The 23,006-nt window shown below is 36.6% G+C and carries 20 protein-coding genes and 3 tRNA genes; 12 read left to right on the forward strand and 11 right to left on the reverse strand.

Annotated elements, in window-relative coordinates; all coding sequences use genetic code 11:
* Window positions 1-4: 4 nt before the first annotated feature.
* Complete coding sequence (locus QWY78_RS13200; RefSeq protein WP_290220595.1) at window positions 5-1,279, forward strand: UDP-N-acetylmuramoyl-tripeptide--D-alanyl-D-alanine ligase; 1,275 nt, start codon at window positions 5-7, stop codon at window positions 1,277-1,279.
* Here the strand turns inward: QWY78_RS13200 and QWY78_RS13205 are convergent.
* Entirely contained in the window at window positions 1,276-1,881 is a 606-nt protein-coding gene (locus QWY78_RS13205) for an NUDIX hydrolase (protein WP_290220597.1), read from the reverse strand. The two genes, QWY78_RS13200 and QWY78_RS13205, sit on opposite strands and share 4 nt — an antisense overlap.
* Window positions 1,882-1,914: 33 nt before the next feature.
* Between QWY78_RS13205 and QWY78_RS13210 the strand changes: the two genes are divergently transcribed.
* Window positions 1,915-2,301: an SRPBCC family protein gene (locus QWY78_RS13210; RefSeq protein WP_290220598.1), complete on the forward strand. Its 387-nt coding sequence runs from the start codon at window positions 1,915-1,917 to the stop codon at window positions 2,299-2,301.
* A gap of 49 nt (window positions 2,302-2,350) precedes the next feature.
* Here the strand turns inward: QWY78_RS13210 and QWY78_RS13215 are convergent, their stop codons facing one another.
* The 4 genes from QWY78_RS13215 to QWY78_RS13230 all read right to left on the reverse strand — a co-directional run bounded on the left by QWY78_RS13215 (window position 2,351) and on the right by QWY78_RS13230 (window position 9,189).
* Complete coding sequence (locus QWY78_RS13215) at window positions 2,351-3,046, reverse strand: ABC transporter ATP-binding protein (RefSeq protein ID WP_290220600.1); 696 nt, start codon at window positions 3,044-3,046, stop codon at window positions 2,351-2,353.
* Window positions 3,047-3,603: 557 nt separating this feature from the next.
* A complete protein-coding gene (locus QWY78_RS13220) occupies window positions 3,604-6,519 on the reverse strand; it encodes a M16 family metallopeptidase (protein ID WP_290220602.1) in 2,916 nt (971 codons plus the stop codon).
* A 134-nt stretch (window positions 6,520-6,653) separates the two neighbouring features.
* Window positions 6,654-8,057 carry an aspartate ammonia-lyase gene (gene aspA, locus QWY78_RS13225; protein WP_290220604.1) on the reverse strand — a complete coding sequence of 468 codons (1,404 nt, stop codon included), beginning with the start codon at window positions 8,055-8,057 and terminating at the stop codon, window positions 6,654-6,656.
* A 115-nt stretch (window positions 8,058-8,172) separates the two neighbouring features.
* The gene (locus QWY78_RS13230; RefSeq protein ID WP_290220606.1) at window positions 8,173-9,189 is read right to left on the reverse strand and encodes an N-acetylmuramoyl-L-alanine amidase; all 1,017 of its coding nucleotides are present in this window, start codon (window positions 9,187-9,189) and stop codon (window positions 8,173-8,175) included.
* A 132-nt stretch (window positions 9,190-9,321) separates the two neighbouring features.
* On the opposite strand from QWY78_RS13230, the gene QWY78_RS13235 reads away from it, so the two are divergent.
* The 4 genes from QWY78_RS13235 (at window position 9,322) to QWY78_RS13250 (ending at window position 10,443) form a co-directional block, all read left to right on the forward strand.
* Window positions 9,322-9,408 (forward strand) — tRNA-Ser (locus tag QWY78_RS13235).
* 21 nt (window positions 9,409-9,429) lie between these two features.
* A tRNA-Pro gene (locus QWY78_RS13240) sits at window positions 9,430-9,504 on the forward strand.
* Between the two features lie 80 nt (window positions 9,505-9,584).
* A tRNA-Arg gene (locus tag QWY78_RS13245) sits at window positions 9,585-9,658 on the forward strand.
* A 194-nt stretch (window positions 9,659-9,852) separates the two neighbouring features.
* Entirely contained in the window at window positions 9,853-10,443 is a 591-nt protein-coding gene (locus tag QWY78_RS13250) for an HD domain-containing protein (protein WP_290220608.1), read from the forward strand.
* A 96-nt stretch (window positions 10,444-10,539) separates the two neighbouring features.
* Here QWY78_RS13250 and QWY78_RS13255 read toward each other — a convergent pair whose 3' ends face one another.
* From QWY78_RS13255 to QWY78_RS13270, 4 genes are all read right to left on the reverse strand, one after another.
* Window positions 10,540-11,058, reverse strand: coding sequence for a DsrE/DsrF/DrsH-like family protein (locus tag QWY78_RS13255; RefSeq protein WP_290220610.1), 519 nt, complete (start codon window positions 11,056-11,058; stop codon window positions 10,540-10,542).
* Between the two features lie 37 nt (window positions 11,059-11,095).
* Window positions 11,096-11,404, reverse strand: coding sequence for a TusE/DsrC/DsvC family sulfur relay protein (locus QWY78_RS13260; protein ID WP_290220612.1), 309 nt, complete (start codon window positions 11,402-11,404; stop codon window positions 11,096-11,098).
* Window positions 11,405-11,424: 20 nt separating this feature from the next.
* Window positions 11,425-12,672 carry a type III sulfide quinone reductase, selenoprotein subtype gene (sqr, locus tag QWY78_RS13265; protein WP_290220613.1) on the reverse strand — a complete coding sequence of 416 codons (1,248 nt, stop codon included), beginning with the start codon at window positions 12,670-12,672 and terminating at the stop codon, window positions 11,425-11,427.
* A 271-nt stretch (window positions 12,673-12,943) separates the two neighbouring features.
* Window positions 12,944-15,094 carry an endonuclease MutS2 gene (locus QWY78_RS13270; RefSeq protein WP_290220615.1) on the reverse strand — a complete coding sequence of 717 codons (2,151 nt, stop codon included), beginning with the start codon at window positions 15,092-15,094 and terminating at the stop codon, window positions 12,944-12,946.
* Between the two features lie 336 nt (window positions 15,095-15,430).
* Between QWY78_RS13270 and QWY78_RS13275 the strand changes: the two genes are divergently transcribed.
* A complete protein-coding gene (locus QWY78_RS13275; protein WP_290220617.1) occupies window positions 15,431-16,072 on the forward strand; it encodes a uracil-DNA glycosylase in 642 nt (213 codons plus the stop codon).
* On the opposite strand, the gene QWY78_RS13280 is transcribed toward QWY78_RS13275, so the two are convergent.
* Complete coding sequence (locus QWY78_RS13280; protein ID WP_290220618.1) at window positions 16,059-16,670, reverse strand: hypothetical protein; 612 nt, start codon at window positions 16,668-16,670, stop codon at window positions 16,059-16,061. The genes QWY78_RS13275 and QWY78_RS13280 overlap by 14 nt on opposite strands.
* Before the next feature lie 11 nt (window positions 16,671-16,681).
* Complete coding sequence (locus QWY78_RS13285) at window positions 16,682-17,167, reverse strand: DUF456 domain-containing protein (protein WP_290220620.1); 486 nt, start codon at window positions 17,165-17,167, stop codon at window positions 16,682-16,684.
* A gap of 69 nt (window positions 17,168-17,236) precedes the next feature.
* Here QWY78_RS13285 and QWY78_RS13290 point away from each other — a divergent pair, with 69 nt between their 5' ends.
* The 5 genes from QWY78_RS13290 (at window position 17,237) to QWY78_RS13310 (ending at window position 22,907) form a co-directional block, all read left to right on the forward strand.
* The gene (locus tag QWY78_RS13290) at window positions 17,237-18,496 is read left to right on the forward strand and encodes a mechanosensitive ion channel family protein (protein WP_290220622.1); all 1,260 of its coding nucleotides are present in this window, start codon (window positions 17,237-17,239) and stop codon (window positions 18,494-18,496) included.
* A gap of 6 nt (window positions 18,497-18,502) precedes the next feature.
* The gene (locus tag QWY78_RS13295) at window positions 18,503-19,222 is read left to right on the forward strand and encodes a pyridoxine 5'-phosphate synthase (RefSeq protein ID WP_290220624.1); all 720 of its coding nucleotides are present in this window, start codon (window positions 18,503-18,505) and stop codon (window positions 19,220-19,222) included.
* Window positions 19,223-19,304: 82 nt separating this feature from the next.
* Window positions 19,305-20,090 carry an alpha/beta fold hydrolase gene (locus QWY78_RS13300; protein ID WP_290220626.1) on the forward strand — a complete coding sequence of 262 codons (786 nt, stop codon included), beginning with the start codon at window positions 19,305-19,307 and terminating at the stop codon, window positions 20,088-20,090.
* A gap of 46 nt (window positions 20,091-20,136) precedes the next feature.
* Entirely contained in the window at window positions 20,137-21,141 is a 1,005-nt protein-coding gene (locus tag QWY78_RS13305) for an NAD-dependent epimerase/dehydratase family protein (protein WP_290220629.1), read from the forward strand.
* Between the two features lie 2 nt (window positions 21,142-21,143).
* The gene (locus QWY78_RS13310; protein ID WP_290220631.1) at window positions 21,144-22,907 is read left to right on the forward strand and encodes an AMP-dependent synthetase/ligase; all 1,764 of its coding nucleotides are present in this window, start codon (window positions 21,144-21,146) and stop codon (window positions 22,905-22,907) included.
* Window positions 22,908-23,006 lie beyond the last annotated feature (99 nt).

The raw sequence follows: 23,006 nt of genomic DNA on the forward strand, positions 1-23,006 counted from the left end.
ACCTATGAATGCAATTTCCTTTTATCCGCTTTTTCTAAAATGCGCAAAAGTAACAATCGATAGTAGAAAGATTGATAAAAATGATCTGTTTTTTGCCTTTTCGGGTGAAACTTTTAATGCCGCAACTTTAGCAGAGAAAGCTATTGAGCAAGGTGCGTTGGCAGTAATAGTGGAAAAAAAAGAATTCGCAAATGAGAACAAAAATATCTTCTTTGTACCCTCAACATTGAAATTCCTACAGGAACTTGCAAGACATCATCGAAATCAACTTGAAATTCCCGTCATAGGATTAACCGGAAGCAATGGTAAAACCACTACCAAAGAAATTATCCATGCGGTTTTATCCCAGAAATACAACGTGCAATACACTACGGGAAATTTAAATAATCATATTGGTGTGCCACTTACGTTACTTTCCATAAAGCCCGAACATGAAATTGCGGTCGTAGAAATGGGCGCAAATCACCAAAAGGAAATCGAAATGCTCTGTGAAATTGCAAAGCCTAATTTAGGATATATTACTAATTTTGGTAAAGCTCACCTCGAAGGTTTTGGTGGATTTCAGGGCGTTATTAAAGGGAAATCAGAATTGTTCGAGTATCTGAAAAATAATTCACAAACGATTTTGTTTAATGAAAATGATCCGGTCCAGGTAGAGAAGGTCGCAGATTATCAACCAAAAATAAGTTTTGGTTTGGAAACATCTGATTATCAATTTTCAGAATTTTCAAAAGATAATCTTGTGGGTTTAAGGTATCAAAACAAGCAAGCACTTTCAAATTTAACCGGAAATTATAATTACACTAATTTATGTGCCGCCGCAAGTTTTGGCTTTCATTTCGACTTAAGTTTTGACCAAATTAAAACGGCAATTGAACTTTATATCCCAACCAATATGCGATCGCAAATGATGGAAAAGAATGGGAAAACTTTTGTTTTGGACACCTATAATGCCAACCCGAGTTCCATGGCGGAATCTTTAAAAAACTTCAACCAATTTACGGGGACTAAATCGGTCATCATAGGCGATATGTTAGAGCTAGGCGATGAATCTGAAAAAGAGCATCAGTCGATTCTTGACCTGGCAAATTCTTTAACTTTTGATGAAATAATCACTGTAGGAAATGAATTTAAAAAAGTTAATCACCACGCGAAATCTTTTCAAAATTCACAAGAACTATCCACTTATCTGAAAATTAACAGCATAGCGTCTAAAAACATTTTGTTAAAAGCTTCGCGAGGTATTGCTTTAGAGCAAATTTTAGAATTTATCGATTAATTGCTTTTCCAATAGTCAGCGAGAATTAATTTGATGTTTTCAAACGTCATGGGTAGTACTTCGTCCATAATTTGCTGTTTATTTTTCCAGGAAACCTCAGAAATACCTTCCTCTGTTTGTGGGATTGGAGCAGTGTTTCCTACATAGGTGACTTTGAACCAATAGGTTGTTTTCAATATTTTTTCGCCTGTTCTTTCGGTATAAATATGGAAGGTGGTGTTCAGGTATTTCTCTAAAATAAGCTCTTTTAGACCGGTTTCTTCTTCTATTTCCCTTAAGGCTGCCTGCTCCAAAGATTCTCCTTTTTCGATTTTGCCCTTCGCTAAATCCCATTTGCCTAAGCGACGAATAAATAAAACGTCTTCATCTTTATTGCTTACTACGCCTCCTGCCGCTTCTATGACCCGATATAGTTTTGAAAAATCCTCCCAAATCTGCAATAAGTTATCACCGTAAATATTGAGTTCCGGACAAGAAGTGTTTTCCAATAGATCGATGGCAATTTCTAAAGTTGCAAAATTTTCGTACTGAAATTTCTTTTCTACATCTTCCGGATATTTACTAATCGATAATTTTTTTTCATTCACAAAAACTTTATACATTTGCAACGTTTTAATTAATACAAAAATATAAAAATGAATTTAGAAGGACGTAAAATAATCGTAAATAAATCAGGGGCTGAATTGGTTGAAATGCTAAACACTCCAGAAGGATACCGCGCACTAATGCCAGATTCTTTGCAGAGTTTTGAAGTTCGTGATCAAGGTTTTAAATTCAGCTTGAAAGGAATGCCAGAAATTGCTTTGGTGATTGATGAAGTAACTGAAAATCAGGTAACCTTGAAGTCAGCTAGCTCCAGTTTAGATTTTGCGTTGAAGGGGATGATGAATGCAGTAACCAAAAATCAAACTGAAGTTCAATTGCTTTTCGAAGGAAAATTTAATCCGTTTATTAAAATGATGGTAGAAAAACCCTTGAAAAACTTTATTGATGCTTTGACAGACAATATCGAAAAGATTTAATAAAAATAATTATACTGTAAACCCTGGACCGATTGGTCAGGGTTTTTTGTTAATTTGTATAGCTCGCAAATGCTTCTTCTAAACTGCTGTATTTGCCTTTAAATTCTTCAATAGTGGTGTCTTGTATAATGTTTCCCTGATGAATCAAAATCACTCGAGAACACAGTGCTTCGACTTCTTGCATGAGGTGTGTAGAGAGAATTACGGTCTTTTCTTTGCCGATTTCTCTGATGAGATTTCTAATTTCGATGATTTGATTGGGATCAAGACCATTCGTTGGCTCATCTAAAACTAACAAATCAGGTGCGTGTAAAATGGCTTGCGCCAGACCAACTCTTTGTTTGTATCCTTTTGAAAGCTGAGAAATCTTTTTTGATTTTTCTGGCGTGATGCCAACCAAGTCAATCACCTCCTCAATTCTTTGTTTCGGTACTTGGTGAAGATCCGCCACGAAACTTAGATATTCTTTCACGTACATCTCACTGTACAGCGGATTGTTCTCTGGTAAAAAACCGATATTTTTCTTGGTTTCAATTTCGTTTTCACCAATATCATTTCCATTAAAAAGAATTTGTCCCTCTTCAATTCTTAAGGCGCCCACGATCGACTTCATTAAGGTTGATTTTCCTGCGCCGTTTGGACCCAACAATCCAATAATCTCATTAGTGTTAATTTCAATATTGATGTTATTTAAAGCGGTTTGGTCGCCAAATTTTTTAGTCAGATTAATAAGCTGTAGTAACATGCGTTTTTATTTAATGATCCACAAATTTAAGAAATCATTAAAGAATTTGGAGCTAAAAAGTTTGAAAGTATAAAACGCAGAGCTGGATCATCACATTAAGAAATTTTTTACCCGGTAGGGTTGACGAAAAAGAAAATTTCTTTTTCAAGTAAATGCAAAAAAGCTCTACAATTTAAGCCGATGAATGTCTAAATTTAAGGGTAAATATGCGGCGTGAACAGATGTTTCATTTTTCTACATTTTTATTAAAATTACTTTTCTAAACGAACTTTTACCACCATATTGTTTGCCAAAAAAAATTCCGGATGCAATATCCGGAATCTCTGTTTCCAGAGTTATTAGTTTAGTTTTTACAATAACTTCATAACAAACAAGTTGTGATGCATTGCTTTGCAAATATGGAATTTTTAAATGAAGTGTAAAAGAGTCAAAACACCCTATTTAATTATCGGCGGTGAAATTTTTCGTACAATTGAAAATTCAATCATCATGTGCTAAAAAATAAAAAGAGTGAAACCGAAGCTTCACTCTTTTGATATCAACAAGATTAGTCAAGATTAATATCCGAAGATTTCCTCTAAACTTACTTCATGGAATTTCCCTATTTTATTAAGTGCTTCCATATCTAAATTTTCTTTTTTACCAATAATTGCTGTATTGTATTTCATTGGTTTCATCTGCGAATTATAAAAATTCGTAAGATCTTCCAATGTTAATTTTTCAATTTCAGCATAAATATCTTTTCTCAAATCGTAATCAACTCCTAATTTTTTAAGGTTCAATTGATTGAAATAAGTATTTGTTCTGTTAATTCTTCCTGAGGCAATCTGTTTTAAGGCTGCATTCTTTGCATTTGCAAACTGGGCCGGAATTTGCGGAAGATTCGCCATTAAATCATCCATCGCAGTCACCGCTTGCGGAAGTTTATTCGCCTGAGTTCCAATGTACGTGGTTACATAATCCGGATGATTTAGCTCTGAACTCGATGCATAAGAAACATAGGCAGAGTACGCCAGACTTTTACTTTCACGAATTTCCTGAAATACGATTGAAGACAATCCTCGTCCGAAATACTCATTAAATACATTGATTTTACCAAGGTTTGCTAAATTAACATTAGGGCCTTTCGCTACTTTGCTCATTTCGGTTTGTACCATATCATAATTCGTGAAATATACATTTCCATCAGTGGCTGGTTCTGGGTATTCTTTTTTCTGCGCAACTTTCATCGTTTCTTTTTCTACGAAAGGTTTTGCATATTTTTTAAAGGCTTTGAAGTCCTGTCCGTAGAAGAAAATTTCATAAGGCATCTTCAATAAATTCTGGATCTTGTTGGTCATGTCTACCGAGTTAATCGCCTCTAGTTCTGATTTAGAAAGTACATCTGTAAAGCGCGACACTTTACCGTATTTTGCGTAATTAGACAAAGCAGCCATGATTCTTCCTTTGTCTTTTTTGGCAACCTCACGACCTTCCAAGATTGTTTTCACATTCTCTTCATACACTTTCTGATCTGGTTTTGCGTTTTGCAACCAATTTCTCAGCAACACGATTGCCGTTGGCATATTTTCCTCTAAGCCACTCAATGAAATTCTCAATTGATCTGGTGAAGTTCTGAAGTCACTTGAAATTCCTAACTTAAAGAATTCTTTTTTCAATGCTTCAGCTGATAATTTGTCTGTTCCTAAATATTGGATCACTTGGGTGGCCAATCCTAATTCCTTGTCATGATCGCTGCCAAACGGGAAAACAAAATGAACTTGGGCAATATCATTGTATTTGTTCGTTACAAAACTTACTTTTTTATCACCGATTTTATCTGTTTTAATCACCTTTGCGTAGTCGATAAATGCGGGGGTAATTTCAGAAGATTTCTCGGCTAGAATTTCTTTCAAAAACGGAGATTGCTCTTCTCTGTTTAATTTGATCGGGGTAATTCCTGGGTTTTCAACACGAACCAATTTATCATTTACGCCTTTTTCTTTTTTAATGATTACATAATTATCTTTAAAGAATTCATTGGCAAATTTTACAACATCAGCTTTTGTAATTTTTTCGTATTCATTAATTTCATTCAGTTCTTGTTCCCAAGTTCTATCGCTAATATACGACCCGTAAAGAGCAGAAGCCAATCCATCAGCGGTTTCGAAGGATTTCATCCGTTGAATTTTCATGTCATTAATGATCGCTGGAATGAGCCATTCCTGAAATTCTCCTTTTTTCACCAAGGCAATTTGATCCAGCATTAATTTTTTAGCTTCCTCAAAAGTTTGGTCATTTTTCGGAACAATAATCAGGGAAAAGCTTCCATAATTTTTAAATGCCGATGCGTACGACATTGCTCGTAAGGCTTTTTGTTTTTGATTAATGTTTAAATCAATCAAACCAGAGTCTCCGGAATTGGACAAAATATTACCAATGATGTCGGCAATTCTTGCATTTTGGGTTCCGTAAGAATCAGATCTCCAAGAAATTTGTAACCGGGGAGTAGAAGGACTTTTCACGGTTCTTTCTACAATTTTGGTCATCGGTTCTTCGGTGATGGTTTGTTTTTTCGGGAGTTCTTTGTATTGAAAACTTCCAAAATACTGATCTACTAATTTGATGGTTTTGTCGAAATCCAAATCTCCAACCAAGACCATTGCATAGTTGTTCGGTACGTAATACTCATCAAAATATTTGTGAATCGCAACCATCGATGGGTTTTTCAAATGTTCTGATTTTCCAATCGTGGTCTGCTGTCCATTGGGATGTTTTGGGAAAAGTGCATCCATTAATTCATAATTCACCAAACGCCCGTCATTATCCTGTGCGCGGTTATATTCTTCGTAAACCGCTTCTAATTCGGTGTGGAATAACCTCAAAGTTAATTCAGAAAATCGTTCTTTTTCAACTTTAAGCCATTTCTCAAGTTCGTTATTCGGAATATTGTTTTTATAAACTGTTTCATCTAACCAAGTGTGAGCATTGGTTCCAGAGGCTCCTAAGGATGAAATCGCTTTGTCATATTCGTTGGCAATTGCATATTTGCTGGCTTCCTGAGAAACTTCGTCGATCTTTTTATAAAGTTCTTTTTTCTTTTCTGGATTCTGCTCCGCTTTATGCTGTTCGTACAAATTAGAAATTTGATCTAAAAGTGGTTTTTCCTTCGCCCAGTTTGCACTTGCCATTTTTGAAGTTCCTTTGAACATCATGTGTTCTAAATAATGCGCTAAACCGGTATTATCTGCCGGATCGTTATTGCTCCCAGTTCGTACCGGAATATAGGTCTGGATTTTTGGGGCATCATCATTTTTGGCCAGAAAAACTTTTAAACCATTTTTTAAAGTATAAACTCTAACGCCTGTTTTGTCGTTAGTGACTAATTCATATTGATAACCCGAGTTGTCGGTCACTTTTTTAGTTTCAAATTTTTGTGCGTTGCTCATGGTAAGTGCTCCAATGATTGTTATTGATGTTAAGAATTTCTTCATTAAATTTTTGATTATTTGATAGGTGTTATTTTTTGCTGAAGTCGCTTTTTTTCAGTCGATAAATTAGGAATTCATTTGATCCTTGTTAAAATTAAAATTACAACCTGAGATAAGTAGACATCATCGTTGAAATGTTACATAGGTTGATGGGGTTTCAACATATTTTCTGGATCCAAAATTTCATTGAGTCGTTCTTCAGATAAAATCCCGCGTTCTAAGACCAAATCGTAAACACTTCGGCCTGTTTCAAGTGCTTCTTTTGCAATTTCGGTCGAGTTTTTATACCCAATATACGGATTTAAGGCAGTTACAATACCGATACTGTTTCTAACCATATTTAAACACGCGTCTTTGTTCGCGGTAATACCTACGATACATTTTTCCCTTAAAGTATCCATGGCATTTCCAAGGAAAATCATGCTTTCCATGATGGAATGAGAGAGCACGGGTTCCATGACATTAAGTTGTAATTGCCCGGCTTCTGCGGCAAAAGTAACTGTTAGATCATTTCCAATGACTTTAAAACAAACCTGATTGACCACTTCTGGGATCACAGGATTTACTTTCCCCGGCATTATTGAAGAGCCTGGTTGCATTGGTGGAAGATTAATTTCAAAGAAGCCAGCTCTTGGGCCAGATGACAGCAAACGCAAATCATTACAGATTTTAGAAAGTTTTACCGCCAGTCTTTTTAATGCTGATGAATAAATGACATATGAACCGGTATCTGGAGTAGCTTCTACCAGATTTGGCGCTGAAATGACATTGAATCCTGTAAGTTGAGCCAGGTTTTTAGCACATAAATTGGCATAGCCAACAGGAGCATTTAAGCCCGTTCCTATGGCGGTTGCGCCCATATTAACTTCTACAAAAAGATTCGCATTCGCATTTAATTTAGAAATATCTTCTTCTAAAGTTGCGGCAAACGCTTCAAACTCTTGACCCATACTCATTGGAACAGCGTCTTGTAGTTGGGTTCTTCCCATTTTAATCACCGGAGTCAGTTCTTTTCCTTTTTCCCGAAAAGCTTCAACAATTTTTTTTAGTTTTTCTACCAATTCAACATTCATCGACAATAAAGCCATTTTTAAAGAAGTGGGGTAGGCATCATTCGTCGATTGGGAAAGATTGATGTGGTCGTTGGGCGAACAAAATTGGTAGTCGCCTTTTTCTTTTCCTAATTTCTCTAAAACCCTGTTTGCAATTACCTCATTGGCATTCATATTTACCGAGGTTCCGGCTCCGCCCTGAATCATATCGATGGGAAACGCTTCATGTAGATTTCCGGCGATCAATTCATCACAAGTTTCGGCAATCATTTTATACAAATTTTCTTCTAATAATCCCAATTCATAATTGGTTTTTGCAGCGGCTTTTTTTACCACTGCCAAGGCTTTAATAAAATGTGGATAAGAAGAAAGTGTTTGGCCCGAAATTTTAAAATTATCAATAGCACGCTGGGTTTGAACTCCATAATATGCGCCGCGGGGAACTTGTAATGTTCCTAATAAATCGCTTTCACTTCTGAAATTTTCCATAAAAATAATTGGTTGAAAAGTTAAGAATATTTACTTATTGTATTAAATTGATTTCACTACTATATCTAAGAAAAAGGACGATGATTGATCGCCCATTTTAGAAAGGTAAAGATATTTATTTATTTGGATACTTCACATTTAAGGCTTGTAAAATTGCCCAAGTTTCGGCATCCATCATTCCGGAATAATTTTCTGGACGAAAATGATATTGGAAAGTCTCAATGGTTTTCATGGTTGCATTATCAAATGTCCCGTTGGGATTCAGGTCGTAGCCAAAATCTCGCAAGGCAGTTTGGATTTTAAACACGAATGATGGCACGGTCATTTGAACCGCATAATCCTCTAATACCGCACTGTTGTAAAAATTTTGTTTCGTATCCTCATCGTACCACATTCCAATTTGATAGTCTTCATATAATTTCTTCCACGGGAATTTTGGTCCTGGATCTTGTTTTCTAGTTGGTGCAATGTCTGAATGACCTAGAATATTGGTTGGAGAAATCATGTACCGATCAGCGAGGTCTTTCACCAAGGCTGCAACTTTTTTCACTTGAGCCTCAGGATATTCAGGGAAAACTTTAACACCATTAGCATCGGTTTTATAACCTGTATTTACGATCTCGATTCCGATTGAAGTATCGTTGAGCATTTTGTCTTTCCGCCAGGCGCTTATGCCAGCATGATAGGCTCTTTTGTTCTCGTCGACCAACTGGTATATTTCGTTATCCCCAAGATTATTTACTAAATAATGAGAACTTACTGATTGTTGTGTAAGCACCATTACTGATTTGTCGTCATCTAAAGCCGTATAATGTAGTATGATGTATTTTTGACGAAAATTTTGACCCACCGAGGGAAAAAATGATTTCACCACTTTATATCCCGCGGGATTTGCAGATACGATAGAACCATAACTAATTGTATTGTCGTTTTTCGTAATGTTGGCGATGTTTTCTTTGAAAAAATCGAGGCCACCTTCATGTTGGATTTTCGGTTTTTGTACATTTATTACCGGTTTTGCTGGAGCAACTACGGGTGTCGTTGTTTTTGTGGTTGTCGTTTTTAAACTTTTTTGTGTGCCACAAGAAATAATTAAAAAACCTAAGGATATGATAGATAATGAATTACGCATGTATTTTGAATTGATTTAAAATTAGAGTCAAAAATACGAATATTTTTTAGGATTTTTTTTTGGTTTATAACAAAAACTCTTTTATATTTGCACTCGCAATTACAGAACAGAAGCTCTTATAAATATTGCTAAGGAGAGTTGCCTGAGTGGCCGAAAGGACTTGTTTGCTAAACAAGCGTATGGGAAACTGTACCAAGGGTTCGAATCCCTTACTCTCCGCAACATCCACCAAAAATTATTCGGGGCGTAGCGTAGTCCGGTCATCGCGCCTGGTTTGGGACCAGGAGGTCGCAGGTTCGAATCCTGCCGCCCCGACTTTATAGAAAACTCTTCCGAGAGTTTTCTTTTTTTAAGGATTCATTTTCCCAATGGTGAATTAAAAATCCCAAGAAATTGGGTGCGTAGCTCAGCTGGATAGAGCATCTGCCTTCTAAGCAGACGGTCACAGGTTCGAATCCTGTCGCGCTCACTGAAAAGACTGAGAATATTCTCGGTCTTTTTTTGTTTTCAATCTCTACTGATCCCAAATGCTGGTTTAATCGGATCCATGGATTTTTACAGAATACTTTTATCATCATAAAATCAGAACCATTTTCCTATAATTTAAATGGGTAACTTCGCCCCGCAAAAAAGCAACAACCTCCATTTTTTTAAAAAATTCTAATGATTTTAGAAAAAGAAATACATTTTATTCTCGCTTTAGATGCATTGAAAAATGTAAACCGACGAAATTTTAATCTTGATAATTTACGTAGAGAAAATACCGCCGAACACAGTTGGCAAATTGTAGTTTTCGCTCAGATTCTTTTGCCGTATGCAAAAGACAAAAGTCAAATCGATTTGTTACGCGTCATTAAAATGCTTTCTATACACGATGTGGTCGAAATTGAAGCCGGTGATACTTTTATTTTTGATCAATCTGCGATGAACGGGAAATATGAACGTGAATTGCGAGCGGCAAAAAATACATTCGGGATATTAGATGAACCTTTACGTTCCGACTTTCTGAAACTTTGGATCGAGTTTGAAGCAGAGGAAACACCAGATGCAATCTTTGCCTGTGCAGTCGATCGCATTATGCCTTTTGTTTTGAATGTATATGGCTCGGCCTTAAGTTGGACTGAAGCCAGCGTAAAGAAAGAACAAGTGGAAAACATCGTGGGGAAAGCCGTGAAAAGAGCTTCTGCAGAAATGGGAGAAGCGTTTGATATTCTACTAAAAAAAGCAATTGATGAGGGTAAACTGAAAACCTAGAAGCATCATAAACAAAAAAGGTGAGCTTACTAAAAGTCTCACCTTACGGCTTTTACGATTGCTGCAGTTGATGGAAAAACTGCGTCGATATAAAGTTTATATAAATATAATTTGTGTTCCGTCGCCTGCGGCTCTTGCGTAGAAATCACCAACGGTGATAATGCCCTCTACCTCTGGTATTAAATCTTCTTTCTGTAAGTCAAACATTTCAACTGCGAGCTTACATGCCCATAATCGACAGCCGGAGGCAGAAAGGATTTCTAAAAATTCATCGATAGGAGGGATGTCAAGCTTTTCCATTTTAGATTTCATCATTTTACTGGCCAATGCTTCCATTCCTGGTAGGCCACCCAACATGGTCGGCATGCGCATCGCTGGATTACCTACGGTAGCAACATGGATGTTTTTGATCGTCTTTTTGTTGATCGCATCAAGGCCGAAAAACGTAAAGAAAATTTCGCTTTCCATTCCTTCCATTCTGGCACCGTTGGCAAGGATGAATCCGGCGTATATATTTTCCAAAGTTCCTTTAGAGATAATCACCATAACCTTTTCAATAGGTTTTAGATTTTTATCAAGATCGGCAAGAGGCGATATTTCTGTGGTTGTGTTCATTTTTTTTAATTTTAATAATTAATGATGTTCTTTCTGGTTAAATGCAACTCTTTGGCTTTGGAATTCCGGCATATTTACTTGAAATTTTCAAAGGACCTTTTGGAAACAAGGCATAAAACTCCTTGATGTCTACAAATCCAGATTTTCCTACCCCACGAATGGTGAGTGCGACCTCGTTTTTTTGTTGATCTCTCAGAAACTCCAAGACTTCTACATGTCGCGGTGAGAGTTCAATATCAGTTTCTTTCGCCAATTCTTTCGCAATGTCTACATTCCATTGTTCCATATTTGTTAAATACCCTTCTTCGTTCACATCTACGGTGAAACCTGCAATTGTTTTTTCCATTTTATTAAATTTTAATTTTTTTATACTTTTTCTTTATCGAATATTTTTCCCGCCGTGCTCATTTTCGGAGTAATGAAAGGGAGTTTTCTGGCAGGGAGAAGCATGTTCCAATACACCCATTTGAAAGCCATTTTACCGAAATGATTAAACGTGCTTTCCTCCAGAAGATTCAGTGGGCCTACTACTGCAAATGGGAATTTTCCTTTCAACGGTTCGGTTTCGTAATTAAAGTCAATGAGGAGCGCTTTACCTTTTCCCGTTTCGATGAAGCAGTTTGCATGTCCATCGAAATCAGGTTTTAACGGTTTCCCTTCCATATAATTCATAATATTTTCAGTTAAAATTTCTGCCTGGAAATGTGCCACAGAGCCCGCTTTAGAAGCTGGGACATTCGTAGCATCTCCAATGACGAAAATATTATCTTTTACTTTAGACTGTAGCGTGTGCTTGTCAGTCGGTACATAATTTAAATCATCCCCAAAGCCTGAGCGCAAAATACATTCATCGCCCATATTGGTAGGTACGGTAACCAATAAATCAAAATCAACAGATTCGCCGCCATATTCGTACATTTTGCCATTTTCACCTTCGATGCGTTCTACTGCAAAGTCTGGGACGATTTTGATGTTTTTTTCTTCTAAGAGATATTCCAAAGCTTTCGTGCATTTTTCTTTGGTAAAAGCTCCTGATAGCGGGGTAACATAAGAAATTTCTACTTTATCGCGCATCCCTTTTTTGGTAAAATAATCATCGGCCAAAAAAGCAAATTCTAATGGTGCGACCGGGCATTTTATTGGCATTTCGGTGATGTGAACCACCATTTTTCCGCCTTCCCAGGTTTCTAGTTTTTTAGCCAATGCGCAACTTCCTTCAAAGGTGTAGAAATCAAAAATGGTTTTATACCAAAAATCATCTTTCATCCCAATTACTTCTTCAGGTGCCGTTTTACAACCTGTGGCAATAATCAACAGGTCGTAAGAAACCGTTTTTCCGTTGCTTAATAGAACGGTGTCTGTGTCTTTATCAATCTTGTCAATCTTCTCTTTAATAAGATGAACAGACTTTGGCAGAAATTCTTCAACAGTACGTTTTACATCTTCTGGCTTGTAGGTGCCGAAAGGAATAAAAAGAAAGCCTGGCTGGTAATAATGAGAGCTGTACTGGTCTACCAACGTAATTTGCCATTGATTTTTTTGCAGCTTTTTGGTGAGGTGGTTGGCCATCATTGTTCCAGCGGTTCCAGAGCCAAGGATTACAATATTTTTCATGTTCTTCATTTTTATTATTCTTAAAATACAATAGAAAATTACAGCAGATGGTTCATTATCAATGCTTTAATTACACTCAAAGGTAGGGGACATAAAATTTTGGCTGTGTAACTTATATCACAGAAGAGACCTGAATGTTATCAGTTTTTAAGTAATAATTTCTTTACATAATCGCTCATAGATTCCGTTATTTTCTTTCAAGGTTTAGGAAAATAAAAATGCGAGATCTATAAAAAATCTCGCATCATTGCTTTTATGTTTTATGGTTGTTTTAAATCCTTTCTAACTCGTCACCAGAAATCTGTGTTTTAAAGGTTCCGTAGTTGACCGAAACTTTACCGTTTTTATCAATTTTATCGATGGTTCCAACGCTTGCTGAGCCTTTAATTCGTACCCTTTGTCCAACTTTCATCCACACGGCACGTTCTTTTTGGCGCTTGTCCTCCAATTTTTCATTGGTTTCTATGATTTTTTCCTGCACGTCAACTTTCTTTAATTGCTGCGTAATTTTCCGCTTTACAACTTGTAATCTTTTTGTTTCATCTTTATCAGATCCCAACTTTCGGAATTTTTCCTGCTCCAGAATTTTTACAAAATCAGCCACGACCAGCTTGCGTGATTTTCCTTTGACATAAGAATCGATGAAGGCTTCAATCTTATTTCCGAATTGCAATTTCCGATGTTCATCTTCATACAGTTTTTGAAAATTAAAGAGTTTTTGCTCCAGTTGATCATTCAGTTTCTCCAGATTTTCTTTTTTATTTTGAGTAGAATCTCTTTTTTCAGTTAAATCGGTTTTTAGTTTTTCAACTTCAAATTTTTCCTGCTGTAATTTTACAATGGTTTTATCGAGGTTAATGATATCATGCTCCACCTTCTTTTTTGCAGATTCAATAATGAATTTCGGGATTTTATTTTTCTCGGCCACCTCAAATGTAAAGGAGCTTCCGGCTTGTCCGACTTCTAATTTATAAAGAGGTTCCAACGAGTGTTCATCAAAAAGCATCGCCGCATTGGTTGCGTGCGGTAACTGCTCAATCACCAATTTGATGTTGGTGTAATGCGTCGTAATAATCGAAAAACTTTTCTTCTCATAGAAAAACTCCAGGAAACTTTCCGCTAGAGCACCACCCAATTCCGGATCAGATCCTGTACCAAATTCATCAATCAACAATAGTGTTTTTGAATTGGCTTCGCGAATAATTTTCGACATTTTCTTCAAGCGGGAAGAGTAGGTGGATAGATGATTTTCAATCGATTGATTATCACCAATATCCGTCATTAATTTTTCAAAGAAAAACATTTCAGATTTCGGATGAACCGGTACCAAAATGCCACTCTGAATCATTAATTGAAGTAAGCCTACCGTTTTTAGGGTGATAGATTTGCCACCTGCATTTGGCCCAGAAATACACAAAACGCGATTTTGCTCCGTTAAAGTTAAAGTCTGCGGATAGATTTTTTTTTGTTCTTCTTTATTTCTAATAAGCAACAGCGGATGAAAAGCATTAACCAATCGCATTGTCCGGTGATGGTTGATTTTGGGTAAAACGCCATCTATTTTTTCGGCAAATTTTGCTTTGGCTCTCGTTACATCTAAATCAAAAATATACTTTTGATAATCAAAAAGTTGGGGTTGGAATTCTGAAATTTCAAAAGTAAGTTTTCGCAGGATTTTATCAACTTCCTTTTTCTCTTCTTCAATATTTTCCCTTAATTTAAACTGGTGTTTTACCACAGATTCGGGTTGAATATAGGTAATTGAACCTGTTTTAGAAAGTCCTAAAACCCGACCTGCAACGCGTTTTTTGTATCCTGATTTTACGGCCAAAACCCGCTGATCATCTACAATGCTTTCCCGAATATCATCTAAAAAATCAGTCGAGGAAAGTGCGGTTAAGGCACGGTTAAAATTCTCCTGAATTGCTTTTTTAGCCTGCGAAATTTCACTTCGAAGGGTTTTCAGGAGTGGCGAAGCTTCGCTTTTAACTTCACCAAAACGATTAAAAACCTTATCGATTTTATCGATGATTTCTTTGCGGTATTCTAAATCTTTAACATCATTATTCAAATGAAGAAATAGATCATCATACACCGGATAAAATTTTTGAAGTCTGGCAATTTGTTCGGTCAAACTTTTTATTTTAAGAAAAGCAGCGTTGTCTAACCGGAAATTATCGATCAACATTAATTTTAATTCTGCTTCAATATCTTCATATTCATTGAATGGAATGGCATTGTCACTCTCGAAACTCGACAGATATTCAGCGACTTTTTTTAAGGATAATTCCGCTTCTTCTAGCTCAAATGGACGAATGGTTGCGATTTTATCTGCGATTTTTTTGGAGAAAGCAAAGGGCGAAATTTCCGCTAATAATTCCGGAAACTCAAGTTCGTTTAAATCTTCTTTTTGTATATGCACCTTGCAAAAATAATTTATTTAAATAGAACAGTTGCAATTGTTTTTTTAGAGTGCATGTAAAATTCAATAAAATCTATTTTTCACTCCCTAAAGCATGCAGTTTTGATATGGTTTTAAGAAATATACCACTTTTCAGGAGGAAATAAAAAGATTTTTTTTGCAAATTTAAACCAGCTCTTACTCGGCAAAACGTCTGTAGGTAGAGAATGTGGAGGATTCTATTTTTTTTATCTTTGAAAGATGAAATTTTCTGCCTTTAATGCAGCCACGGAAAATTCGCAGAAAATCTTACTTTAGACGTCACAAATCACCACATCAACCCATCAAAATCAACCCATGAATTGGACTGAAATTCTTTCCCCAATTAAAAGCAGCGCCTATTTTGAACAACTTTGGGAAAAAGTAGAAGCGGCCTATGCAACCGAAAAATGTTTCCCACCAAAAGATCAGATTTTTCGGGCTTTAGAATTAACACCTTTTGACCAAATAAAAGTCGTAATCATTGGTCAAGATCCTTATCATAATGATGATCAGGCAAATGGCTTGTGTTTCTCGGTCTCTGAAAAAGTGAAAGCTCCGCCGTCACTTAAAAATATTTTTAAAGAATTAAAAGATGACTTAGATGTTGAGCGCTCCCAGCAAGAGCTGGATGATTGGGCAAAACAAGGTGTTTTATTGCTGAATGCAACGCTAACGGTGAAAGCGCATTCGCCGAATGCTCACAAAGATTTGGGTTGGGACAAATTCACCAATTTCATTATTAAAGAAATTTCAGAAAAGAAAGAACAGGTCGTTTTTGTCTTATGGGGTGCATTTGCCCAAAAAAAAGAGGAACTGATTAATTCCTCTCAACATTTTATTATAAAATCTGCGCATCCGTCGCCGTTTTCTGTGTATTGCGGCTTCTACGGAAGCAAACCATTTTCGCAGATTAATGATTATTTGATTTCAAATGGTAAAACTCCTATTTGGTGGTAGATCCGCCACGTTCGCTCGGATTCGGCTGCTCTTTATTGAACTGAAGTGCAATTTTATACGTTCCTTTCAACGCTTTAAAACCTTTAGCTGAGGTGGTTTCCGGTGTTACCTCAATCAATGAAATCGAATAACCATTGAAGTTCTGGGTGTTTACATATTTTTTACTGGTGTCATTCATGGTGCTGAGTTGAATGGTGACCGGGCGCGTATACAGACCCATCAGTTCTACTTCTGCCATGGCATTTCCGGCCCAAATGCATTCTACATCTTTCGGACACCGGCTGTCTTCCACCATTCTTTTGAACGTGACATTCATTTCAAATTCTTTTAAGAATTTATTTTCGCCTTCTGCTAAATAAACCACATTTTTTTTATTGATAATTTCTTGTTTTTCTTCATAGGTGGTTTTTACCACTTTCTTACCTGCTGGTATGCCTTGTGTAATTTTTGGGGTCTCTTTGATTGGATTGTTTTCCGTACTAATGACGTGTTTGGTATGCTCAACAGCATTGCTTTTTTTAGCAGTCGCAGTCTTTTGATTCTGGCAGGTTGCCAAAGTGAAAATGGTTAACGAACTTAATAATAGTCTGTAAATCATAGGTTTGTTTTTTAAAGTAGGTCAATGAGTACTACCAAAAACATTGCCAATCCCACGATGAAATTGAAACCTGTTCCGTAAAGAAATCCAATTAAAGCACCTTTGGTAGAGTTCCACGCTTTTTTTTTGTCGGAGGCATCGTGGAGTAATTCCCCAATGAAAACGCCCAAGAACATGCCGATCAAGAATCCAAAAGGAACCGGAATGAAGAATAATCCTCCTAGCGTTCCCAGTACAGATCCAACACTTCCCCAACGTGTACCGCCGTATTTTCGATTCGTTCTGGCGGGAATCACATAATTTAAAATCGCAGACAAGATGGTAAGAAATACAAAAATCCAAATATAAACCATTGATAATGATGAATCAGTTCCGAATTTATAAATGAGAAGGCCCGCCAAACTTAAAAGTAAACCTGGCAATACCGGCAAAAATGTTCCCAAAATACCTAGAATTAATAAAATAATACTTGCAACTTGTATTAAAGCAATGTCCATGGATGCTAAATTTTGTTAAATGTACTTATAAATCTGGTAAAGACAAACAATATTCTTATTTTTGTAGGAATGAATAAAGAGCTGACCGATACCAAAGATTTCCTGCAGAATATAAGTGATTATATTCATTTTTTTGTGAAAGATAACACGCCCGATAGCTGGGTTCTTCTGTTGCAGATTCTAACGAAATTTATGGTCTTTATCGCCATCATTTATCTGGTTGATTTCTTATTCAAATTAATCATCAACAGTATATTTCGGATTTTTTTTGATAAAGATAAATATCCAGTTCTAAAATCAGTGTATGGCGCAAAACTCACCAACTCCGTTTCGCATTTAATTGCGCTTTTATTCGGAAGTTTTGCACTGTCCTCATTTTTTTACCGCCACCCGAAAAGCCATATATTTTTAGAACGCCTCATTGGTTTATTAATCGTCTTGGTGGTTGCTCAAATGCTCTTTCGTGGGATTACAGCGATTAGAAATTATTTTATAATCAATAAAGATTATTATAAAATCATCGCCTTAAACGCGGTTTCTCAAACCCTAAATATTTTCACGGTATTCGTAACGTCGGTCATTGCGATCAGTGTGCTTTTTGGCATCAGTGGATCAGCGATTGTGGGCAGTTTAGGAGCAATTACGGCTGTGCTGGTTTTGGTTTTTCGTGATACGATTCTTGGGTTTGTTACCGGAATTCATGTGGCAACTTCAAAAAATTTGAAAGTGGGCGACTGGATTGGGATTCCCAAATATAATCTGGAAGGAACCATCGTAGATTTAAATCTCTTAACAACCAAAATCGAAAATTTTGATAAAACAATGTCTACCATTCCGACCTATGATTTTTTAACTACAGAGATCAAGAATATCCAAGTAATGTCTGAAAGTAATACCCGCAGAATAAAGCGCTCGATTATTTTCAATATCAAGTCCTTTAAGTTTTTGGATGAGGAAGCAATTGCTCACCTTTCAAAAATAAATTTAATTAAAGAGTATTTGGAAGAGATGAAAAAGCAAATAAATAGGGAAAGAGGTCCTATGGAAAATGCAGAGTTAGTTATTAATGGTCGGCAACTAACCAATATTGGAGTTTTCCGACACTATGCTTTAAATTATTTGAAGCAGAATGAACATATCGATCAAGAAGGAACATTGATGGTTAGGCAATTGGAAAACACACCTCAAGGAATGCCTTTAGAAATTTATTGCTTTACCAATGATTCGCTTTGGGAAAACTACGAGGTGATTATGGCTGATATTTTCGATCATCTTATGGTAGCCTCCAAAGAATTTGATTTGGAAATAATGCAGTTGAATAAAATTTAAAAATAAATGACAAAACTAAGTGTAAATATTAACAAAATCGCAACGCTCAGAAATGCCAGAGGTGGTGAGTTGCCCAGCGTAACCGACGCTGCTATAAAGCTACAGGAGTTTGGTGCTCAAGGGATTACCATTCATCCCAGACCCGATCAGCGACATATTACCCGCAGAGATGTTTATGATTTAAAACCTTTGGTACATACCGAATTTAATATTGAGGGAAACCCACACCGCGCTTTTATTGCTCTGGTTTTAGAAATAAAACCAGAGCAAGTGACGCTCGTTCCCGATGGCGAAGATGCCATCACCTCCAATGCGGGCTGGGATTGCGAAAACCATTTAGAATTTTTAAAATTGGTCGTTGCTGAATTTAAAGATGCTGGTATTCGAACTTCAATTTTCTTAGACCCAAATCCGGAAATGGTGAAATATGCCAAGAAAACAGGCGCTGATCGGATCGAATTATACACCGAAGCCTACGCGATAAATTATTCAAAAAATAAGGAAGAAGCAATTAAACCCTATATTCAAACCGCTTTAGAAGCTGAGAAATATGGTTTGGGAATTAATGCCGGACATGATTTAAGCTTAGAAAACTTGAAATACTTTTCAGATCATATTCCTAATTTATTAGAGGTCTCCATCGGTCATGCTTTGATTTCCGAAGCACTCTACATGGGACTTGAAAATACCGTTCAGGCCTATTTGAAGCGCTTGGCGAAATGGTAATTAGATTAACCGATTAGTAACCATTCTTTATTTTTAGGCGTTGGCAAATAATTATTTCAATTTTGAACTTTAATATTTATTGATGGAAATTCTACATTCAAAAATTTACGGAGAAAATAAATCAGCAACACCTTTGCTGGTGTTTCATGGGCTATTTGGAATGCTCGATAATTGGGGAAGTTTCGGTAGAGAAATGGGTGAGTTTTTCCCAGTGCATTTAATTGATTTAAGGAATCACGGTAAAAGTTTTCATTCAACAGAAATGTCTCATGATGATTTAGCTCACGATATTCTTCATTATATGGAATTTCATAAGTTGGAGAAAGTAAATTTGTTGGGGCATTCATTGGGAGGGAAAGCGGTGATGCAGTTTGCGATTAAATATCCCATCAAAGTACAAAAATTAGTGGTCGTAGATATTTCGCCGAAAGCCTATCCACCACATCATCAGGGGATTTTGAAGGCGCTGGAAAGTGTTGACTTTGCGGTAAGTACAACCCGACAAGAGGTGGAGGAAGTTTTGCTTCAGTATATCCCCGAGAAAATGGTCGTTCAGTTTCTTGCTAAAAACCTTTATTGGACGGATGATAAAAGATTAAATTGGCGGTTCAACCTCAAAACTTTAGCCGACAAATATGCGCAATTTGTCTCAAATGCAATAAAATTTGGCGTCTATTCAGGCGAAACATTATTTATAGCCGGCGAAAAATCCAACTATATCTTGCCTCAAGATGAGTTTGAAATGAAACAACAGTTTCCCAATTCTTCCATAGTGACGATAAATAATGCAGGACATTGGGTTCAGGCCGAAAATCCAACTGATTTCAATGAAGTAGTTAAAGATTTTTTATCCGAAAATAGAGTTTAATCCAAAAATATACAACCACGAAAATGCTTAATTTTAGCTCGCAATTATGGTTTTAGTTACAGGTGCTACAGGAATTCTCGGCAGAGTTATCGTTTTAGAATTACTGAAGCGCGGAAAATCGGTGCGGGCCACCAAAAGAACTTCCAGTAATATTGAAGAAGTTCACAAGTCCTACCGATTTTATACGGAGCAACCGCAAGAATTTTTTAATAAAATTGAGTGGATTGATATTGATTTTGAAGATCAGGATTCTCTTACCAAAGCCTTACATCAAGTTACAGAAGTCTATCATTGCGCTGCACAGGTAAGTTTTCACCCAGATGACCGTCGTACAATGTATCATACCAATATCGAAGGGACTCGCCAATTGCTTTTTGCCTGTGAAAATTCATCGGTTCAGAAATTTTGCTTTGTAAGTTCAACCGCAGTTTTAGATGGAGTAGATGACAATGGCGAAACAACGGAAGACTCCAATTACAACCCAAAAGTCAACCACTCTCCCTACGCTCGATCAAAGCATTTTTCAGAAATGGAAGTGTGGCGTGCCTCAGCAGAGGGACTTCAAACCGTCATCATTAATCCCGGCGTGATTATCGGCAGTGGAAATTGGCAGTCGAGTAGCGGCGAAATGTTTGAGGCGTTCGAGAAATATCCCTATGCGATGAGCGGAAGTACAGCGTATGTTGATGTAAGAGATGTTACGGCAATCGCCATTTCATTAATGGAAAACAACAGGTTTGGAGAACGATATATTATCATTTCTGAAACCAAGAAAATACTCGAAGTTGCCAATTTTGTCCGGCAGAAATTAGGAAAAAATAAAGCAAAAATGATTTCGAAAGAAATCTTGACCATAGGCTATTTGCTCAATATATTGTTTGGATGGTTTTTCTCTAAGCTTAGAATGATGAGTAAAGTAAACCTGGAAACCGTAACTTCACACCATATCATCTCCAATATGAAAATTAAAAAAGAACTCGATTTTGAGTTTATCCCTGTGCTTGATAGCATTGATTTTCATTTAAATAATTACATTTCAGATAAAAAATAACTATGAACGTTGCAGAGTTTTTAAATATAAATACCGCAAAATTTCCCAGGAAATCGGCGATCGGCTTTAAGAAGAAAGAAAAATGGACAGAAATTAGCTGGACCGATTTTAGAAGATTGGTTTTTAAAACCGCAAATGCGCTTCGCGAGGCAGGAATAAATGAACATGATAAAGTTGCCATCTATGCAGACAACTCCGCGGAATGGATTGTAACCGATTTAGCGATTTTGTCCTTAGGAGCGGTAACAGTGCCTATTTACGCAACCAACAACGAGCAGCAGGCAGAATATATTTTAAACGAATCGGAGTGTAAAATCATCTTGGTTGGCAATCAGGAACAATATGACGCCGCTTTTAATATTTTAAATAGAAATCAGATTTTAAAGCAAGTCATCGTTGCGAAAAAATCAATTTGGATTAAAAAAGAAGACAGTCAATATCTTGAAGATTTTATCAAAAAAGCAGCAGAAACTTTTGAGATTATTGCTAAAGATGATGAAGAGTTGGCTACCATTATTTATACTTCTGGTACAACGGGAGTTCCTAAAGGAGTGATGCTCACGCATGGAAATTTCCATAAATCGGTAGAAGCTCATTTTGATTTTTTTAAATTTAAAAACTTTGAGCAAGAAACCTCTTTGGCTTTTTTGCCCTTAACGCATATTTTCGAGCGTTCATGGACTTTACTTGCGCTTTATGGCGGTGCGAAGGTTTATTTTTTAGAGAATACGAAACTTATTGCGAGTGCGTTGGCAGAAGTAAAACCAACCGTAATGTGTGCGGTACCAAGATTTTATCAAAAAATTTACGCAGGCGTTCACGAAATGGTAAATACCAGTTCTGATTCTAAAAAGAAAATTTTCAATTGGGCCATCCAAACTGGAGCTGAGGTTGCTGAACTCAGACGAATAAATAAGACTATTCCGCTGGTGTTAAATATAAAAAACAAAATTGCCGGAATGATGGTCTTTAATAAGATCAAGAAAAAGATGGGTGGTAAACTGTGGTTTATGCCATGTGGCGGTGCCTCTGTTTCAGCAGAAGTTACGCAGTTTTTTGAAGCCTTGGGAATACATATTACGGTGGGCTATGGCTTAACCGAAACAACTGCAACCTTAACTTGCTTCCCTTTTCATCATTTTGAACATGGTTCAGCCGGAATTCCATTTGGTGATACCACCATTAAAATTGGTGAAAATGATGAGATTCTAGCCAAAGGAAGCGGGATTATGAAAGGCTATTATAAAAAACCAACGGAGACCGCAGAAGTTTTTACCCATGACGGTTGGTTTAAAACAGGTGATGCAGGGAAATTTGACGAAGCTGGAAATTTAATTATTACCGATCGCATTAAAGATTTAATGAAAACTTCTAACGGAAAATACATCACGCCACAGCCCATAGAAAATGTGCTTTCAAATAATAATTTCATCAATCAAGCGATGATCGTTGCCGAAGGAAAACCTTACGTGACCGCCTTGATTATTCCTAATTTTGAAGCGTTACAGGACCAGATTTCAAAAATGAATATTCCATTTACCTCGTGGGAGGAAATGGTGAATATGGATCGGGTTAAAGAGTTTTACCGAGAAAAAATCGATGAAATACAAAAAGGATTTTCTGGTTTTGAAAAAGTTAAGAAATTTGTGTTGATGCCAGCAGAATTTGAAATTGCAAGTGGTGAAATTACCCCAACTTTGAAAGTAAAGCGAAATGTGGTTTTGCAGAAATATGCCGACATCGTCGAAAAAATGTATATTTCTTAAAGCTGATTTTTTTTAATAATGTAAAACATGCGACGAAGGAATGACCCTTGGGCAGTAATTTTAATCGTTATAAAATAGCGGCCAACCCGCGATAGAGTA

The sequence above is a fragment of the Kaistella yonginensis genome (assembly GCF_030409525.1).
GTDB lineage: Bacteria > Bacteroidota > Bacteroidia > Flavobacteriales > Weeksellaceae > Kaistella > Kaistella yonginensis.